Source organism: Streptomyces sp. NPDC007205 (assembly GCF_040634095.1).
In the GTDB taxonomy this organism is placed as follows: domain Bacteria; phylum Actinomycetota; class Actinomycetes; order Streptomycetales; family Streptomycetaceae; genus Streptomyces.
The window spans coordinates 181,953-200,276 of sequence record NZ_JBEYEW010000002.1 but is presented as its reverse complement, the minus strand read 5'-3'; the positions used below and the strand labels follow the sequence as shown (position 1 = coordinate 200,276).

Here is an 18,324-nt window from a genome sequence, read left to right as displayed (position 1 = left end):
TGACAACGGACTCAGATCTCGGTGGAGGCTCCCGGCGCCAGCCGCTGGTGGTCCGTGCCGCCGAGGGCGCCGATCTGGCGGTCGTAGATCGGGCGGGCGAGATCGGTGAGCAGCGCGTCGTGGACGTCGTAGGCGCGCTGCGGCCGCACCTCGCGGACGTAGTCGATGACCTCGGAGATCTTGTTCCACGGGGCCATCACCGGGAGCATCAGCGTCTCCACCGGCCGGCCGGGGACGGTGAGGGCGTCGCCGGGGTGGAAGACCCTGCCGCCGTCGATCAGGTAGCCGACGTTGGTGATGCGCGGGATGTCCGGGTGGATCACCGCGTGCAGCTCGCCGTGGACCTGCACGTCGAAGCCGGCCGCGGTGAAGGTGTCGCCGTGGCCGACGGTGTGCACCCGGCCCGGGAAGGCCGCCGAGATCCGGTCCGCGACGGACCTCAGCGTCCAGATCGCGGCGGCCGGGTTGTTCTCCATGGCGGCACGCAGCCGGAACTCGTCGAAGTGGTCCGGGTGTTCGTGCGTGACCAGGATCGCGTCCGCGCCGAGCGCCGCGTCCTCCTCGCTGAAGCCGCCCGGATCGATGACGAGCGTCCGCCCGTCCTTCACGAGGCGGACGCAGGCGTGGGACTTCTTCGTGAGCTTCATGGCTCACCATCCTGCCGAACCCGGCGGCCGGCCGGGTCCGGCGGCACGCGGCTCACTCGGCGGGCGTGGTCTCCTCCCGGATGACCTGCCGGGCCACCCGGAACGCGCCGGCCGCGGCCGGCACCCCGCAGTACACGGCCGTCTGCAGCAGCACTTCCCTTATCTCGTCCGGGGTGAGCCCGTTGCGCAGGGCCGCCCGGGTGTGGGCGGCCAGCTCCTCCAGATGCCCGCCGGCGACCAGCGCGGACAGCGTGACGCAGCTGCGGGTACGGCGGTCCAGGCCGGGCCGGTCCCAGATCTCGCCCCAGGCGTAGCGGGTGACGAAGTCCTCGAAGTCCCCGCAGAACGCGTCGGCCTCGGCCAGCGCCCGGTCCACGTGCGCGTCGCCCAGCACCTCCCGGCGGATCTTGAGCCCGGTCCCGTACCGGTCGGGCCGCGCGGCCGGCTGGGCCGGTACGGCGGCCGGGGCGATCTCGGCGACCGGCGCGGCCGCGGGCGCCACCGCCGGGACCGGGGCGGCCGACGGTGCCGGCAGGATCGTCTGGCCGGTCTCGTAGGGCTGCTGCCAGGCGGTGGAGAAGTGGTGCACCAGCAGGTCGGTGACGGCCGCCGGCTGCTCGACCGGGACCAGGTGGGAGGCGCCGGGGACGACCGCGAGCCGGGCGTCCGGGATGCCGGCGACCAGGGTGCGGGCCTCGGCGGGCCCGGTGACCTGGTCGTCGGCGCCGACGAGCACGAGCGTCGGCACGCCGACCCGGCCCAGTTCGGCCCGTACGTCGAACACGGCGAGCGCCTCGCAGGCGGCGATGTAGCAGCCCGGGTCGGTGGTGCGGACCATCTGCACCGCCCACTCGGTGATCGCGGGCTGCGCCGCGGCGAACCCGCCGGTGAACCAGCGGTCGGGCGCGGTCCGGGCGACCGGGTCCAGCCCGTTCGTCCTTACGACCACCCCGCGCTGCCGGAACTCGTCGGGGGTCCCGAACCGGGGCGAGGCCGCGACCAGCACCAGGGAGGCGAGCCGCTCGGGGTGGCGCAGGGCCAGCTCGATGCCGATCGCGCCGCCCAGCGCGCAGCCCGCGTAGCCGAACCGCTGCACACCGAGCGAGTCCAGCGTGGCCAGCAGCCGGGCGGCCAGCTCGGCGACGGAACCGGCCGGGTGGGCGGGGGCCCCGCCGTGGCCGGGCAGGTCGAACCGCAGGACCCGCCACTGCTTGGTCAGCTCCGGCACCTGTCGGTCCCACATGTGGCGGGTCGTGCCGAGGGACGGTCCCAGGACCAGGACCGGGGCGCCGTCCGGTCCGTCGAAGCCGTGTTCCAGAAGTTCAGTCGTCGTCGTGCTCACCCGTTCACGCTCGCACATCTCACGAGCGGAGTGGACAGCGGGGGCGCCCCCGCAAGAACCCGGCCCCGCACGGCGTCCGGGGCGGACAGGACGCTGACGTGCCTGGTCAGAGGGCTCAGCGGAGGCCGCCGCCGGCACGTCCGGCTGTTCCGGGTGGCCTCGTTCGGGTGCCGTCGGTGGGGCGGTGCGCCTCCGACAGCATCGCGTAGGTCGTGCCGACGCCGGGTGCCGCGCCGAGGTGGATCCGGAGCTTGCCGCGTGTCATGTCATCCTTCGAAGCGGTAGCCCATGCCGGGCTCGGTGATCAGATGGCGGGGGCGGGAGGGGTCCGGCTCCAGCTTGCGGCGCAACTGCGCCATGTACACGCGCAGGTAGTTGGTCTTGTTGCTCTGCGAGACACCCCACACCTCCTGCAGGAGGTGCTTCTGCGTGATCAGCCGGCCGGGGTGGGTCACCAGGATCTCCAGCAGATGCCACTCGGTCGGGGTCAGCCGTACGTCCCGCCCGTTCCGTACGGCCTTCCTGGCGAGCAGGTCGATGCTGAAGTCCGCCGTCTCGACCAGCGTCGTCTCGGGCACGAGGGGTGTGTCCTCGGTACGGCGGACGGCGGCCCGCAGCCGGGCCAGCAGTTCGTCCATGCTGAACGGCTTGGTGACGTAGTCGTCGGCGCCGGCGTCGAGCGCGGCCACCTTCTCGTCGGACGCCTGCCGCGCGGACAGGACCATGACCGGTGCCCGGGTCCAGCCGCGCAGCGCCTTGATGACGTGGATGCCGTCCATGTCGGGCAGCCCGAGGTCGAGCAGGACCACGTCGGGCCGGCGGGCGGCGGCGAGCCGGAGGGCCGTGGCACCGTCGGTGGCGGCGTCCACGCCGTAGTGGCGTGCCTGCAAGGTGATGACGAGGGCCCGCACGAGCTGCGGGTCGTCCTCCACCACGAGCACCCTGGTCATGGGTGTGTGCCTCTCCTGTCATCCCTGCGGGCGCACAAGGCGGTCACGTGTGCGCCACAAGGTCATTGAGCGCGGTGTTGAGCTCCAGGACGTTCACGCGGGGTTCGCCCATGAAGCCGAGGGTGCGGCCGGTGATGTGGTCTTTGACCAGCTTCTCCACCTGCGCGAGCGGCAGGTTGTTCCGCGCGGCGACCCGGTGGACCTGGAGTTCGGCGTAGGCCGGGGAGATGTCCGGGTCCAGGCCGGAGCCGGAGGAGGTGACGGCGTCGGCGGGAACCTGGGACGGCTCGACCGTGTAGCCGGGCACGGAGTTGTCCTCGACCACCCTGGCCTTCGCCCGCTCGACGGAGTCGACGAGCTTCTTGTTGTCGGCGGACAGGTTGGTGGCGCCGGACACGATCAGCTTGTACCGCGTGTTGATGCTGTTCGTACCGAGGCCGTCGGCCGGGCGGGGCTGGAAGTACCCGGGACCGTAACCCTGTTGGCCGATCAGGGACGAGCCGACGACCCTGCCGTCCGCCCTGATCTCGGAGCCGTTCGCCTTGTCGGCGAAGAGGGCCTGGGCGACACCTGTGACGGCCAGCGGATAGACGACGCCGGTGAGCACGGTCAGCACCAGCAGTGCCCTGAAGCCCGCGCCCAGCAACCGGGCGGTGTTCACAAGGGAGTTGTTCATGGTGGACTTCACCCGATCCCGGGAATCAGAGAGATGAGCAGGTCGATGGTCTTGATGCCGACGAAGGGTGCGATCAGGCCGCCGATGCCGTAGATCCCGAGGTTGCGGCGGAGCATCTTGTCGGCGCTCATCGGCCGGTAGCGCACGCCCTTCAGGGACAGCGGCACCAGCGCGACGATGATCAGTGCGTTGAAGACGACGGCCGACAGGATCGCGGAGTCCGGCGAGGACAGGTGCATGATGTTCAGCTTGTCCAGGCCCGGGTGGACCGCCGCGAACAGCGCCGGGATGATCGCGAAGTACTTCGCGACATCGTTGGCGATGGAGAACGTCGTCAACGCGCCCCGGGTGATGAGGAGTTGCTTGCCGATCTCGACGATCTCGATCAGCTTGGTCGGGTTGGAGTCGAGGTCGACCATGTTGCCGGCCTCCTTGGCGGCCGACGTACCGGTGTTCATCGCGACGCCGACGTCCGCCTGGGCGAGGGCCGGGGCGTCGTTGGTGCCGTCACCGGTCATCGCGACCAGCTTGCCGCCCGCCTGCTCCCGTTTGATGAGGGCCATCTTGTCCTCGGGGGTGGCCTCGGCGAGGAAGTCGTCGACGCCTGCCTCCTCGGCGATCGCCTTCGCGGTCAGCGGGTTGTCACCCGTGATCATGACCGTCTTGATGCCCATGCGGCGCAGCTCCTCGAACCGCTCCCGCATGCCCTCCTTGACGACGTCCTTGAGGTGGATGACACCCAGCACCCGGGCGCCCCTGTCGTCCTGGACGGCGACCAGCAGCGGGGTGCCGCCGGCCTCGGAGATCCGGTCGGCCGACTCCGGGGCGTCCCGGGCGACTTCGCCGCCCTGCTCCTCCACCCAGGCGATGACCGAGGCGGTGGCGCCCTTGCGGATCTTCCTGCCGTCGACGTCCACACCCGACATCCGGGTCTGGGCGGTGAACTCGGTCCACTCGGCGCCGGCCAGCTCGCCCTGGTGCCGTTCGCGCAGCCCGTACCTCTCCTTCGCCAGCACGACGATCGAGCGGCCCTCGGGCGTCTCGTCGGCCAGCGAGGACAGCTGGGCCGCGTCGGCGACCTCGGCCTCGGCGGTGCCCTTCACCGGCACGAACTCGGCGGCCCGGCGGTTGCCGAGCGTGATGGTGCCGGTCTTGTCCAGCAGCAGTGTGGAGACGTCACCGGCGGCCTCGACCGCGCGTCCGGACATCGCCAGCACATTGCGCTGGACGAGGCGGTCCATGCCCGCGATGCCGATCGCGGACAGCAGCGCGCCGATGGTGGTCGGGATCAGGCAGACCAGCAGGGCGACCAGCACGACCATGGTCAGATGGGTGCCGGCGTAGTCCGCGAACGGCGGCAGGGTGGCCACCGCGAGCAGGAAGACGATCGTCAGCGACGCCAGCAGGATGTTCAGGGCGATCTCGTTGGGCGTCTTCTGCCGTGCCGCGCCCTCGACCAGGTTGATCATGCGGTCGATGAAGGTCTCGCCCGGCTTCGTCGTGATCTTGATGACGATCCGGTCGGACAGCACCTTCGTCCCGCCCGTGACGGCGCACCGGTCGCCGCCGGACTCGCGGATGACCGGCGCCGACTCACCCGTGATCGCCGACTCGTCCACCGAGGCGACGCCCTCGACGACGTCACCGTCACCGGGGATCGCATCGCCGGCCTCGCAGACCACCAGGTCACCGATGGTCAGCGCGGTGCCGGGGACCCGCTCCTCGGAGCCGTCCTGGAGCAGCCGGCGCGCGACGGTGTCGGTCTTGGCCCTGCGCAGGGTGTCGGCCTGCGCCTTGCCCCGGCCCTCGGCGACCGCCTCGGCCAGGTTGGCGAAGATGACGGTCAGCCACAGCCAGGCGCTGATCGTCCAGCCGAACCAGTCGCCCGGGTCCTTGACGGAGAAGACGGTGGTCAGCGCGGAGCCGATCCACACCACGAACATCACGGGCGACGTGACCATCACCCGCGGGTCGAGCTTGCGGAAGGCGTCCGGCAGGGACTTCACCAGCGCCTTGGGGTCGAAGAGGCCCGCTCCGACGCGGCCCTCGGCGGGCTTGTGCCCGGTGTGCTTGTGCCCGGTGCGCTTGTGCCCGGTGGGCGCGTCCTGGTGGGGCGCAAGGGTGGGGGTGGTCATGGAGTCCTCGTGGGCTTCCGTTCGGGTGGTCATCACGCCAGCCCTTCCGCGAGCGGCCCCAGCGCCAGCGCCGGGAAGTACGTGAGACCGGTGACGATCAGGATCGCGCCGACCAGCAGGCCGGTGAACAGCGGCTTCTCGGTGCGCAGGGTGCCCGCGGTGACCGGGACCGGCGTCTGCCCGGCGAGCGAACCGGCCAGGGCCAGGACGAACACCATCGGCAGGAAGCGGCCGAGCAGCATCGCGAGTCCGGTCATGGTGTTGAACCAGTCGGTGTTCGCGTTCAGGCCCGCGAAGGCGGAGCCGTTGTTGTTCGACGCCGAGGTGAAGGCGTACAGCACCTCGGAGAACCCGTGCGCGCCGGAGTTGAGCATCGAGTGCGGCGGGGTCGGCAGGGCCGTCGAGGCCGCGGTGAAGACCAGCACCAGCGCCGGGGTGATCAGGAGGTAGCAGGCGGCGAGCTTCATCTCGCGGCCACCGATCTTCTTGCCCAGGTACTCGGGCGTACGGCCCACCATCAGACCGGCGATGAACACCGCGATGACCGCCATGATCAGCATGCCGTACAGACCTGAGCCGGCACCGCCGGGCGCGATCTCGCCCAGCATCATGCCGAGCATGGCGATACCGCCGCCGAGGCCGGTGAAGGAGGAGTGGAAGGAGTTCACCGCACCGGTCGAGGTGAGGGTCGCGGAGGTCGCGAAGACCGAGGAGCCGCCGATGCCGAAGCGGACCTCCTTGCCCTCCATCGCCCCGCCCGCGATCTGCAGCGCCGGCCCGTGGTGCGCGAACTCGGTCCACATCATCAGCGCGGTGAAGCCCAGCCAGATCGTCAACATCGTGGCGAGGATCGCGTACCCCTGCTTCACCGAGCCGACCATCACTCCGAAGGTGCGGGTCAGCGAGAACGGGATCACCAGCATCAGGAAGATCTCGAGGAGGTTGGTGAACGGGGTCGGGTTCTCGAAGGGGTGGGCGGAGTTGGCGTTGAAGATGCCACCGCCGTTGGTGCCGAACTCCTTGACGGCCTCCGTCGAGGCGACCGCGCCGCCGTTCCACTGCTGCGAACCGCCCAGGAACCGACCGACCTCGTGGATGCCGGAGAAGTTCTGGACCGCTCCGCAGGCGACCAGGATCACCGCGGCGATCGCGGCACCCGGCATCAGGATCCGCAGCGTGCCCCGGACCAAGTCCCGCCAGAAGTTGCCCAGTTCACCGGTGCGTGAGCGCGCGAAACCACGGACGAGAGCGACCGCGACGGCGATACCCACAGCGGCGGAGACGAAGTTCTGCACGGCCAGGCCGGCGACCTGGACGACGTGCCCGATGGTCTGCTCACCGGCGTACGACTGCCAGTTGGTGTTGGTCACGAAGGACACGGCCGTGTTGAAGGACTGCGCCGGGTCGACCGAGGAGAAGCCGAGCGAGCCGGGCAGCGCGCCCTGGAGCCGCTGGAGCAGGTAGAGGAAGAGGACGCCGGCGGCGGAGAAGGCGAGGACACCGCGCAGATAGGCGGGCCAGGTCATCTCCGCGTCGGGGTCGGCACCGATGCCCTTGTAGATCCACTTCTCGGCCCGCAGGTGCTTCTTCGAGGAGTAGACGCGGGCCATGTAGGTGCCGAAGGGGACGTGGGCGAGCGCCAGTGCGCCCGTCAGGGCCAGCAGTTGGAGCAGGCCGGCGAGTACGGGACCCATGTCGCCCGCTGCGAAGGCAGCTGATGTCACGGTCAGAACCTCTCCGGGAAGATCAGGGCGAGGACGAGATAGCCCAGCAGGGAGACGGCCACGACCAGGCCGGTGATGTGCTCGGCGGTCACAGCTTCGTCACCCCCTTGGCGACGAGGGCCACCAGCGCGAAACCCGCGAGCACGGTGACGACGAAGGCCAGATCGGCCATCGTGAACTCCTGGAGTGAGGTGCGGTGGAAACGGACGGTTCGAGGAAACCGCCCCTGTGGCCGGATCCGGTCGTCGTTGACGGCTCTCTTACGGCGGTCCGTACGGCTTTGACGGGGCTCTTACGGGACGTTCGGGCTCGGGCCCGGGGATCAGCACGGTGACCCGCGTGCCCGGCTCGGTGGCGGCCGTCTCCCGCACATCGGCGGCGATCGGACGACCTTGACACTGTCTTGACGTGGCCCGGCCCTATAGGGTGAGGGCAGGTGTGCCGGGAAGTCTGGTCGGCCGGAGGCCAGGGTGGCTTCCGCAATCCCAGGGGGACGGCATGCGCAGCGTCGGTACGGTTCTCGCCCTCGTGGTCCTCGCCACGGTGGTCGCCACCTTCGCGCGCCGGTGGCGCATTCCCGCTCCCTCCCTGCTGGTGGTCGCCGGTCTGGCCGTGGCGCTGCTGCCGGGCACCCCGCAGATCCAGATCAGCCCGCAGATCATCGGGCTCGTGGTGCTGCCGCCCCTGCTGTACGCGAGCGCCGAGGACATGCCGTGGCGGGAGCTGCGGGCGGTGTGGAAACCGGTCGGTATCCTCGCGATCGGTCTGGTCCTGGCCTCGGCTGCCGCCGTAGGGGCGGTGGCGGCGTTCGTGACCCCCCTGTCCTGGCAGATGGCCTTCGTCCTCGGGGCCGTGCTGGCCAGCACCGACCCGGTCGCGGTCACCGCGCTAGGCCGCCGGCTCGCCCTGCCGCCCCGGGTCCAGGTCCTGGTGCAGGCGGAGAGCCTGTTCAACGACGCGACCTCGCTGGTGCTGGTCCGGGTGGCGGCCGGTATCGCGGTCGCGGCGACGGCGGCGAACTGGGGTGCGGCGGGCGGTCAGTTCCTGCTGCTGGCCGGCGGCGGCACGGTGATCGGGGCGGCGGTGGCCGGAGTGATCACCCTGATCCGGCGCCGTACCGAGGACCCGGTACTGGAGACGGTGATCGCGCTGGTCACCCCGTACGCCTCCTATCTGCTGGCGGAGGCCGCGCACACCTCCGGCATCACCTCGTGCGTGGTCGCCGGGGTGATCCTGGGCGGCCGCGGCGACCGGCTCACCAACGCCCGCATCCGGCTCCAGCTGCACGCCGTGTACGGCACGGTGGTGTTCCTGCTGGAAAGCGTGGTGTTCAGCCTCATAGGGCTGGCGCTGCCCGCGCAGGTGCGGGCCCTGGCCCACGGCGACCGGTCCTGGCCGCTGTACGCCCTCGCGGTCGCCGCCACGCTCGTCGCGGTACGCCTGCTGTGGCTGGCGCCGCTGTCCGCGGTGGTGCAGCGCAGGGGCGGCGTCAGCCGTATGAACTGGCGGCTGCCGATGGTCCTCACCTGGGCCGGCACCCGCGGGGTGATGCCGCTGGCCGCCGCCCTGTCCATCCCCGAGGTCGCCCGGAACGGCACCCCGCTCGCCGACCGCCCGCTGGTACTGGTGCTGACCACCTCGGTCGTCGTCGTCACCCTGGTCGGGCAGGGCTTCACCCTTGCCCCGGTCGTGCGGGCCTCCGGCATCGCCCTGGAGCCCGCCCACACCGCACGTGAGGAGGCCCGAGCCCGCGCCCATCTCGCCCACGCCGGCCTCGCCCGCCTGGAGGAGCTCGCGGAGCTGGAGGTCGTACCCGACGTCGTCCTGGACCGGCTCCGCCGCGGCCTGACCGCCCGACTCGACGACGCCCGCGACCGCCTCGCCGAGAGCGACGGCACCGAGGGCACGGCCACCGAGTCCGCCGACCTGGTCTACCGCCAGCTGCGGCGCGACCTGATCGCCGTCGAGACGGGGGAACTCCAGCGGCTCTACGACGCCCACGCCATCAGCGACACCACCCGCCGCAGACTGCAGCGCGCGCTGGACCTGGAGGAGGCCCGGCTGACGGATGCCTAGACAGGGCCCAGGGCTTGCGTGCGGGCGGTGGACGCCGTCAACGGTGTGGCCGGATGCCGCGCCGGCGCAGGCGGGCGCCGATGGCGCGGGACCGGCCGACGGCGTGGCCGGCCGGTTCGCCGGGGCTGGACCTCACGGCTCGGTCCGCGCCCTACCCCTGGGCGGCGGCCGCGGCGGTGCGCTCCTCGCCTCTGCGCCCTGCCCGCTTGCCGTACAGCGTCGTCCACAGGATGAGGCTGCCGAGAACGCCGTAGATCAGGACCGGGCTGAGGGTCACCATGGTGCCGGTGCTCAGCACGGAGGCCAGCGCGACGCGGGCCACCGCCTCGGTGCAGTAGGCCACGCCCCAGACCGTCGTCATCGTCCGCACGGTCGTGCGAAAGCCTTCGAACTGCCAGAGGCCGTTCCACCAGGCGGTGCTCGCGGCGCTGCCGTCGGTGGCGAACTTGCGGCCGAAGTAGAACATGAGCGGTCGCGGCGCCAGCAGCGTCGCCAGGCACAGCAGGCCGAAGAGCCCGGTGATGGCCGAGTCCTTGAGCAGCAGGACCCGGGTCGAGTGGGCGCCGACGAGTGAGACGACAGCCGTGATGACCAGGAACACCAGGGTCACGACGGCGAACTCGTCGAGGCGGCGCCGCCACGCCAGGTGCACGGCGCTGTCGAGCATCGGCCAGACACCGCTCACCAGCAGCGCGGCGAACTCGCTCCACCCCTGATCCCGCAGGGCGTTGTACGTGAGAATCGGCGCCGCCGCGTTCAGTGCGATGGTGAGGAACCAGCCGCCCATGGCACTGCCCCGGGAGCGGGCGGGCGGCAGCGGGCGCTCCTCCCCCTGCGCCGCACACGTCTCCGGTCTTGACGTGCTCATGGCATCCTGAGCAGACATGGTTCCCCCCTGGAATTTCCTGCTGATGAAAGCGGTCGCCTTGCGCTGAGGCGGGTGTACGGCGGTGAGACGGGCCAGAGGCACATCGACGGCTGAGCACGCCCCGCCGGGCGTGATCATTCACGAACAAGATCCGTTTTGGCAAGCGCCGGCGCCACGGGCCCAGCGGCGTCGCCGGTGCGCGTGGGAGGTCGGCGGGGGCGATATGAGCGGTGATGCGCGCCGCGTACAGCGGCCACATCTGCCGGGCCGGGGCCGCCCGCGTGGTCGGTGCTCCTCCCGAAGTGGTGCTCCCCGTCGTGCATCGCGCGCATGATGCGGCCCCCGGTCAGGTGGCGTCCGGGGTGCCGAGGCCCGTCAGCGCGCCCACGGGGTCGAGGTCCGGGGTGCCGCGGGGCCACCAGTCGTCGTGGCCGGGCTCCGACTCGTAGGCGTACCACAGGCCGTCGCGGCCCAGGCGGAGCTGGACATGGCCGCGCGGGTGCGTGAGGCGGTTGCGCCAAGGGCGGAACGCCGGCAGGTCGGCGGCGAGCAGCAACGGGCGGGCCCGGTCGAAGCGGCCGGCCGGCGGATCCCACGGCTCCTCCAGGACGGCCAGCCCCGCGAGCCCGCCCTGGCGCCAGGCGGCGACGGCACGGGCGAGGTCGGCCGGGGTGCGCTCCGCGGCCGTGGCGAGCTCGGCGTACAGGGTGCGGGTGGTGGCGGTGAGGCCGGAACCGGGACGGGCTGCGGCCAGGCGCACCGCGTCCTGCCACAGCGTCAGCTCGCCCACCGGGTCGCGTCCGGTGCCGAGCAGCGCATGGGCGCGGGCGGCGGCGTCGGTCGCCAGCTGGTCCAGCGCGAAGGGGTCCGGACCGCCGGGTGCCGCCGGATACACCGGTGGCTGCTCGGGGTGCGGGGGTGCCGGCAACGGCGGTGGCAGCGGCGGGAGTGCGCGCGGGGCCAGGGCGTCGGTGGCCCGTACGCCGGGCAGGGACTGCGGCCGGCGCTCCTGGGCGGCGCGGGCCGCACGGGCGGCGCTGCGCCGGGACAGCGCGTCGAGCAGGTTCTTCTCGCCCCGGCCGCGCAGCAGGAGCAGCACGAACGGGTCGGCGTCGAGCAGCCGTGCCGTCTGGTAGCAGAGCGCCGCCGCGTGCTTGCAGGGATGCCCGGAGTCGGGGCAGCTGCAGCGCGGGACGAGGTCTCCGGGACCGGGCAGCAGGGGGACCCCGCAGTCGGCGAGCGCGTGCGGCAGCTCCTTGTCGAGCAGTGCGGCGATGTGCCCCGGCAGGTCGGCGGCCGCGTCCAGGAACCGCGCCCAGTCCTCGTCCTCCAGCGTGCGGACCCGCACCTGGACCCGGTACGGCCGGGGGCGGCTCCCGCGCACGTACGCCAGCACGTGCCCCGGGGTGACGGTGATCGCGTCCACGTGGCCCTGGTCCGCGTACCCGCGTCCGCGCGCCAACCGCCTGGGATCCAGCGCACCCTGCTCCAGCGCCTCCACCCAGGCGTTGCCCCACCAGGTCGCCGCGAACGGCACCTCTTCCTTCCCGGCCTCACGGGAGGCCAACGCCGCGAACGTACGCCGCAGTTCGGTGTCGCGGTGGGGGGTGGCCATGGTGGGCGGCACGTGGGGGGATGCGGGGGTGACTGTCTCGGGGGACGTGTGCGGGGTGGCCGGCTCGGTGGGCGCGGGATGCCCGGCGCGGACGGCTGGCGTGGGGCGCGGCTCGGCGGAGTCGGTGAGCGGTGTGTGCGGGGACGTGGTCGAGACGGACACGGGGCACGGCTCGGCGCCCGCGGTGGTCTCGGTGGTGTCGCCGGTGTCGCCGGTTCCGATGGTGCCTGTGTCGTCTTCTGGAGTGTCCGACCAGGTCGGCATCCGGAAGGCGTTCGCCAGGTAGTGCCGTATGTCCTGGGCGGTCCTGAGCCGGGCGGCCCCGGAGGCGGCGTCCGAACCGGACATCGAACCGGTGCGCGGCGCCGGCGAGCCGGGATTTCCCGTGGCGGGCGCCTGGTGTCGACCACGCGGCTCCTCCGCACGCGGCGCCTCCCGCCGGGCCGCGCGCAGCGCTTCCCTGGCGGCGTCGGCGGGACGGCCGCCCGCAGGGTTCTCGGAGCGGGCCCGCGACACGGTCCCGACATGGTCCGGGAAGCCGTCCTGACCGGGGATCCTCGCGCCGGCCGGCGCCGAAGCGGCGACGGGGGAAGCGGAGGCCGGCTGTACCGTGTCGTCACCCCGGTTCGGTGGCGGGGCAGCAGCCGTCGGAGCTTCGCGCTCGCTCCGCCGCGCGGACACCGCGGCCCGGAGCGCCGCGCGCGCCGCGTCGCCGGGCCTCGGGCCGGTGGTCGACGGCCGTCCCGGTGCCGCTTCGGCCGGCGCATCCGTCGTCCCCGCCGCGCCGGAGACGGTTGCCTCGCAGACACCCGCCGCTCGCTCCACGGCCCCCTCGGAGAGGCCCGCCGCTCGCTCTACGGCCCCCTCGGAAACACCCGCCGCTCGCTCCACAGCCCCCTCGCAAACACCCGCCGCTCGCTCCACAGCCCCCTCGCAAACACCCGCCGCTCGCTCCACAGCCCCCTCAGAAACAGCCGCCGCTAGCCCCACAGCCCCCTCAGAAACACCCGCCGCTAGCCCCACAGCCCCCTCAGAAACACCCGCCGCTAGCCCCACAGCCCCCTCCGGCTCCGACGCCTCCCCGCCGCCCCGAACCGACCCGCCGAACACCTCCGACGCGCCCTGAACCGACCTCTCGGGCGTCCTCTCCCCTCGCCCAGCCGTGTCGTCGAGCCCCCTCTCCACCGGCTCCGCCGACCCCTCCACCGCGCCCGGCCCGCGCTGAACCAACCTCTCAGCCACCCTCCCCACCAGCTCGACCCGCTCCTCGAGCCCCCTCTCCGCACCCGAGCCGCGCTGAACCGGCCCCTGCGGTGCACGGGGTCCGGCCTGGGCCGGCCCCTTCGGGGCGCCCGGTCCGGGGCGGCCCTGCCGGTCGGACGTGCCCGGACCGGCGTGATCCGAGCCCGCGGTCACGCCCGGCACGTCCTGAACCGCCGCCGGCGGCGGCGCGTCCGTTCCCTCCGGTGCCGCGCCCCCGGCCTGCTCCGAGCGCTCGGCCTCGGCCCGTTCCCGGGCTGCCCGCAGGGCGCGGCGGGCGGCGTCGCCGGGGCGGGGGGCGGGGGCTGTCATGCGGCCCTCCGCAGGGAGACGAGGTCGGACAGCTCGCGGTCGGTCAGTTCGGTGAGGGCCGCCTCGCCGGAGCCGAGGATGGCATCGGCCAGGGCACGCTTGGCGGCGAGCATCTCGGCGATGCGGTCCTCGACCGTGCCCTCGGTGACCAGGCGGTGGACCTGGACGGGCTGGGTCTGGCCGATCCGGTACGCGCGGTCGGTGGCCTGTTCCTCGACGGCCGGGTTCCACCAGCGGTCGAAGTGGACGACATGGCCCGCGCGGGTGAGGTTCAGGCCGGTGCCCGCCGCCTTCAGGGACAGGACGAGGACCGGGGTCTCGCCGTCCTGGAAGCGGTCGACCATGCGCTCGCGCTCCGGGACCGGTGTGCCGCCGTGCAGGAGGTCGACCGGGATCGCCCGGGCGGACAGGTGGGCGGTGATGAGGCGGGCCATGCCGACGTACTGGGTGAAGACGAGCGCCGAGCCGTCCTCGGCGAGGACGGTGTCCAACAGTTCGTCCAGCAGGGCGAGTTTGCCGGAGCGGGCCACGAGACGGTCGGGGTGTGTCTCCTCCTTCAGGTACAGCGCCGGGTGGTCGCAGATCTGCTTCAGCGCGCCCAGCAGCTTCAGGACCAGACCCCGGCGGGCGATACCCTCGGCCGTCTCGATGGCCAGCATCGACTCGCGCACCACCGCCTCGTACAGCGCGGCCTGTTCGCGGGTGAGCGGCACCGGGTGGTCCGTCTCGGTCTTGGGCGGCAGTTCGGGGACGATGCCGGGGTCGGACTTCTTTCGGCGCAGGAGGAACGGCCGTACCAGGCGGGCCAGGCGCTCCACCGCGTCCTCCTCGCCGTTCTCCACCGCTCGCGCGTGCCGGGCGCGGAAGGACTTCAGGGGGCCGAGGAGCCCGGGGGTGGTCCAGTCGAGCAGGGCCCACAGTTCGGAGAGGTTGTTCTCCACCGGGGTACCGGTCAGCGCCACGCGCGCGGGGGCGGGGATGGTGCGCAGTGCCTTGGCGGTGGCCGAGTAGGGGTTCTTCACGTGCTGGGCCTCGTCGGCGACGACCATCCCCCAGGGCTGGTCGGCCAGGCGGGCCGCGGTGGAGCGCATGGTGCCGTACGTGGTGAGGACGAAGCCGCCGGCCAGGCCGTCCAGGGTGCGATCGGGGCCGTGGAAGCGGCGGACGGGCACGCCGGGCGCGAACCGGGTGATCTCCCGCTGCCAGTTGCCGAGCAGGGAGGCCGGGCAGACGACGAGGGTCGGTTCGGGGCGGGCGCGCTTCAGGTGCAGGGCGATGAGGGTGACGGTCTTGCCGAGGCCCATGTCGTCGGCGAGGCAGCCGCCCAGGCCGAGGGAGGTCATGAGGTCCAGCCAGGCCAGGCCGCGCAGTTGGTAGTCGCGGAGGGTGGCGGCGAGGCCCGCGGGCGGGTCGGCGGGGCGCAGGCCCGCGGTGAGCCGGTCGCGGAGGGCGGCCAGCGCGCCGACCGGCACGGCCTCGACGGTCTCGCCGTCGACGTCGGCGGTGCCGGTGAGCGCGACGGACAGCGCGTCGACCGGGTCGAGCAGGCCCAGTTCGCGTTTGCGGGCCTTGCGGACGAGGGCCGGGTCGACCAGCGCCCAGCGGTCCCGCAGCCGTACGACCGGGCGGTGGGCCTCGGCGAGGGTGTCCATCTCGGCGTCGCTGAGCGGGTCCCCGCCGAGCGCCAGCTGCCAGCGGAACCGGAGCAGGTCCTCGCTCTCGAAGAAGCCGGTGCCGTCGGTGGCCGAGCCGGGCGCCGGGCGGACCACGGCGGTGGCCGTGAGGTCGCGGGCGAGGTCCCGCGGCCAGTGCACGGCGACTCCGGCGGCGGCCAGCCGGGTGGCCGCGACGCCGAGCAGTTCGCCGAGCTCGTCCTCCGAGAGGGCGAGGACGTCGGGCACGTCCTGGTGAGCGAGCCGGTCCAGGGGCGGCCACACCCGTGCCGCGCGCCGCACGGCGAGGGCGGCGTCCACCCGCGCGCGGGGCCCGAACGCCGTGTCGGCCTCCCCCGACCACAGGGCCGTCGCGTCGGCCACCAGGGTGGGGTCGGCGAGGCTGTGTACCTGCACGACGGCGGCGCCGGCGTTCCTCGGGCCGGTGGCCCGCGGGGTGCCCTCGTCCGGTGCCGGGGCGGCGTCGAAGACGTCGTACGCCGACAGGTCCAGGCGGAGCGAGATCCGCACGCCCGCGTCCATGCCGGCGGCGACCTCGGCCGCCCACTCATGGGCCTGCGGCAGCGCCACCGGCTCCTGGGCGGCGAAGGGCCGGCCGCAGGTGAACGGGGCGGCCGGGGTGCGGGGCAGGGTGTCGGCGACCGCGTCCAGGAAGTGGCGGACCAGGGCCTCCGGCTCGGGCAGCCGCAGCGGCCCCGGGTCCGGGAGGGGCACCGCGTGGCCCTCGGGGGGAAGGGCCGCGGCGATCGCGCGGGCGTGGGCGATGTCGTCGGGCCCCAGCGGTCCGGCCCGCCAGGCGTCGTGCCCGCCCGGGGTCAGGCCCGGCAGCAGGCGGCCGCGCGCGACCAGCCGCAGCGCGTGCAGCGCCGCGGCGCCCCAGCAGGCCGTGGCCGGATGGGCGGCCGGGTCGCGGCGGGCCCGGACCAGCAGCGGCAGGGCCTCGGTCAGCGGCAGGGTCAGCGCCGGCACCTGCCGGCGGCGCACCCCGGCACCATGGCGTCGTACGACCGTGAGCTCGGCGGTGTCGCCCTCGACGGGGCCGCCGTCGGGGTCCCAGAAGGCGATGCGGCCCTCGCGCGGGAGGGGCGCGGGCAGGTAGACGGAGGCGAGGCGCACCGGGGCCGGGTTCCCGGCCGGGCCGGAGCCTCCCGTGCGCTCGGCCACCGCGGCCGTGCCGCCGTTCATCCGCTCTGCCATACGTCCTGCCACCTCCCGCCCGTGTGTCGGATCAGACGTCTTCGACTCTACGGGCGGGGTCTGACAACCGGCCCCGGAGACCGGCCGGGGCCGCTGCTCACGGCACCGTGCGGGAGACGACGTAGACCATCGGGTTCTTCGGGTCGGCCAGGTTCACGATCACGTCCTGGGTCGGCGCCGGGTTCTTCTGCTCGTGGGTCAGTCCCCACCAGCGGCCGGGTCCGGTGAAGTGCCAGCCGCTGACCTTCTGGTCGCGGGTGCCGATGGCGATGTCGCCCTTCTTCAGCTGCTCCCGGCGTGCGCCCATGGTCTGCAGGAAGCTGTCCAGGCCGGCGTCGTTGGTGCGGAACTGCACGTAGAGCCGGCTGGTCTTCCAGTTGTTCGTCTCGTAGGAGGCGATGTCGTCGGCCGGACGTGGGACGGGCACCTGGTAGAGGCGGATCTGCACCTTCGACGGCCAGCCCGGGGTCAGGCCGGTCGCCGAGTACTTCGCCTCCTTGTCCTTGCCGCTGTCGCGGCTCAGGTTGGCGGCGATCACCAGGTAGCGCGCCGGCATGCCGATCAGCAGGCCGATGATCAGCAGGGTGAGCACGCGGCGCCGGACCTTGTGCCGGGGTGTCTCGGCGGTGCGATGCGGCCGGTCCGGCGGGGCGGCCTGGCGGGGCAGCGACGCGCTCATGCGGTGTCCCGGGTGCGGCGGGCCTGGGTGTACCGCTCGTAGCGCTCGTACCGCTCCACCCGGCGGCGCTTGGCCCGGCGGAACCGGCGGGCGACCAGCCGGGCCAGGTCGGCGGCGCCCACCATGCCGGCCTCGGGGCCGAGCTGGGCGCGGACGAGGCGGGCCTCGGGGCGGTAGCCGCGGCCGGTGAGATGGCGCTTGAAGGCGTCCCGGGCCGGGCCGATGAGCAGGTCGTCGGCGGCCGAGACGCCACCTCCGATGACGAAACAGGAGGGGTCGAGGGCGGCGGCGAGGTTGGCGATGCCGACGCCGAGCCACTGGCCGATGTCCTGGAGCAGCTCGATGCACATGGCGTCGCCCTCGCGGGCCAGCTCGGTGATCATCGGGCCGGTGATGTCGTCGACGTTGCCCTTGACGTGCTCGATGATGCCGTAGGCCACCGGGGAGTCGGCCGCCGCCAGCTCCTTCGCCTCGCGGACCAGCGCGTTGCCCGAGCTGTACTGCTCCCAGCAGCCGCGGTTGCCGCACGGGCAGCGGTGGCCGCCGGGGACGACCTGCATATGGCCGAACTCGCCGGCGACGCCGAACTTGCCGCGCTTGACCTGGCCGTCCTCCAGGATGGCGCCGCCGATGCCGGTGCCGAGCGTGATCATGACGAGGTGGTCCTCACCGCGCCCCGCGCCGAAGCGCCACTCCGCCCAGGCGGCGGTGTTGGCGTCGTTGTCCACGAGGACCGGCACGGACAGGCGGCCGCTCAGGCGGTCGCGCAGCGGTTCGTTGCGCCAGGACAGGTGGGGGGCGAACAGCACACGGTTGCGGTCGGCGTCGACCCAGCCGGCCGCGCCGATGCCGACCGCGTGCACGTCGTGCCGGTCGGACAGGTCCAGGACCAGTTCGACGATGGTGTCCTCGACGACCTTGGGGCTCTTGGACTTGTCCGGGGTCTCCGCGCGGAGCTTCTCCAGGATGTTGCCGTCGGCGTCCACGACGCCCGCCATGACCTTGGTGCCGCCGATGTCGATGCCGACCGTGGGGACACGGGGGGCGGTCAGGTGTGACCGGCGTTCCCTGGTGCCCACTGTTCGCAGGACGGGAGCTCGGCGGGAGCCGATGGGGGCGGTGAGGTCGCGGTAGGTGCTCATCGGGCTCGATTGTGCCGCACCCTCACGC

The 18,324-nt window shown here is 73.1% G+C and carries 14 protein-coding genes; 1 reads left to right on the top strand and 13 read right to left on the bottom strand.

What is annotated here, in order from left to right; translation table 11 throughout:
* Positions 1-11: 11 nt before the first annotated feature.
* From ABZ624_RS04445 to kdpF, 8 genes are all read right to left on the bottom strand, one after another.
* Entirely contained in the window at positions 12-647 is a 636-nt protein-coding gene (locus ABZ624_RS04445; RefSeq protein WP_360082496.1) for an MBL fold metallo-hydrolase, read from the bottom strand.
* Between the two features lie 52 nt (positions 648-699).
* Positions 700-2,007, bottom strand: coding sequence for an alpha/beta fold hydrolase (locus ABZ624_RS04440; RefSeq protein ID WP_360082494.1), 1,308 nt, complete (start codon positions 2,005-2,007; stop codon positions 700-702).
* A 97-nt stretch (positions 2,008-2,104) separates the two neighbouring features.
* A complete protein-coding gene (locus ABZ624_RS04435; RefSeq protein WP_360082492.1) occupies positions 2,105-2,254 on the bottom strand; it encodes a hypothetical protein in 150 nt (49 codons plus the stop codon).
* A 1-nt stretch (position 2,255) separates the two neighbouring features.
* On the bottom strand, positions 2,256-2,939 hold the full coding sequence (locus ABZ624_RS04430; protein ID WP_360082490.1) for a response regulator: 684 nt from the start codon (positions 2,937-2,939) through the stop codon (positions 2,256-2,258).
* Positions 2,940-2,982: 43 nt separating this feature from the next.
* The gene (locus ABZ624_RS04425; RefSeq protein ID WP_360082488.1) at positions 2,983-3,615 is read right to left on the bottom strand and encodes a potassium-transporting ATPase subunit C; all 633 of its coding nucleotides are present in this window, start codon (positions 3,613-3,615) and stop codon (positions 2,983-2,985) included.
* A gap of 8 nt (positions 3,616-3,623) precedes the next feature.
* The gene (kdpB, locus tag ABZ624_RS04420) at positions 3,624-5,783 is read right to left on the bottom strand and encodes a potassium-transporting ATPase subunit KdpB (RefSeq protein WP_360082486.1); all 2,160 of its coding nucleotides are present in this window, start codon (positions 5,781-5,783) and stop codon (positions 3,624-3,626) included.
* Positions 5,783-7,444: a potassium-transporting ATPase subunit KdpA gene (gene kdpA / locus ABZ624_RS04415; RefSeq protein ID WP_360083189.1), complete on the bottom strand. Its 1,662-nt coding sequence runs from the start codon at positions 7,442-7,444 to the stop codon at positions 5,783-5,785. The genes kdpB and kdpA overlap by 1 nt, the downstream gene beginning before the upstream one ends.
* Before the next feature lie 32 nt (positions 7,445-7,476).
* Complete coding sequence (kdpF, locus tag ABZ624_RS04410) at positions 7,477-7,566, bottom strand: K(+)-transporting ATPase subunit F (protein ID WP_360082484.1); 90 nt, start codon at positions 7,564-7,566, stop codon at positions 7,477-7,479.
* Between the two features lie 406 nt (positions 7,567-7,972).
* On the opposite strand from kdpF, the gene ABZ624_RS04405 reads away from it, so the two are divergent.
* Entirely contained in the window at positions 7,973-9,550 is a 1,578-nt protein-coding gene (locus tag ABZ624_RS04405; protein ID WP_360082482.1) for a Na+/H+ antiporter, read from the top strand.
* 151 nt (positions 9,551-9,701) lie between these two features.
* On the opposite strand, the gene ABZ624_RS04400 is transcribed toward ABZ624_RS04405, so the two are convergent.
* The 5 genes from ABZ624_RS04400 to ABZ624_RS04380 form a co-directional block, all read right to left on the bottom strand.
* Positions 9,702-10,418 carry a VC0807 family protein gene (locus tag ABZ624_RS04400; RefSeq protein ID WP_360082480.1) on the bottom strand — a complete coding sequence of 239 codons (717 nt, stop codon included), beginning with the start codon at positions 10,416-10,418 and terminating at the stop codon, positions 9,702-9,704.
* 346 nt (positions 10,419-10,764) lie between these two features.
* Entirely contained in the window at positions 10,765-12,714 is a 1,950-nt protein-coding gene (locus tag ABZ624_RS04395) for an SWIM zinc finger family protein (RefSeq protein WP_360083187.1), read from the bottom strand.
* A gap of 887 nt (positions 12,715-13,601) precedes the next feature.
* Entirely contained in the window at positions 13,602-16,463 is a 2,862-nt protein-coding gene (locus tag ABZ624_RS04390; protein WP_360083185.1) for an SNF2-related protein, read from the bottom strand.
* 109 nt (positions 16,464-16,572) lie between these two features.
* The gene (locus tag ABZ624_RS04385) at positions 16,573-17,154 is read right to left on the bottom strand and encodes a sugar kinase (protein WP_360082478.1); all 582 of its coding nucleotides are present in this window, start codon (positions 17,152-17,154) and stop codon (positions 16,573-16,575) included.
* Entirely contained in the window at positions 17,151-18,296 is a 1,146-nt protein-coding gene (locus ABZ624_RS04380; RefSeq protein WP_360082476.1) for an ROK family glucokinase, read from the bottom strand. Before ABZ624_RS04380 ends, ABZ624_RS04385 begins: the two co-directional genes overlap by 4 nt.
* Between the last annotated feature and the right edge of the window lie 28 nt (positions 18,297-18,324).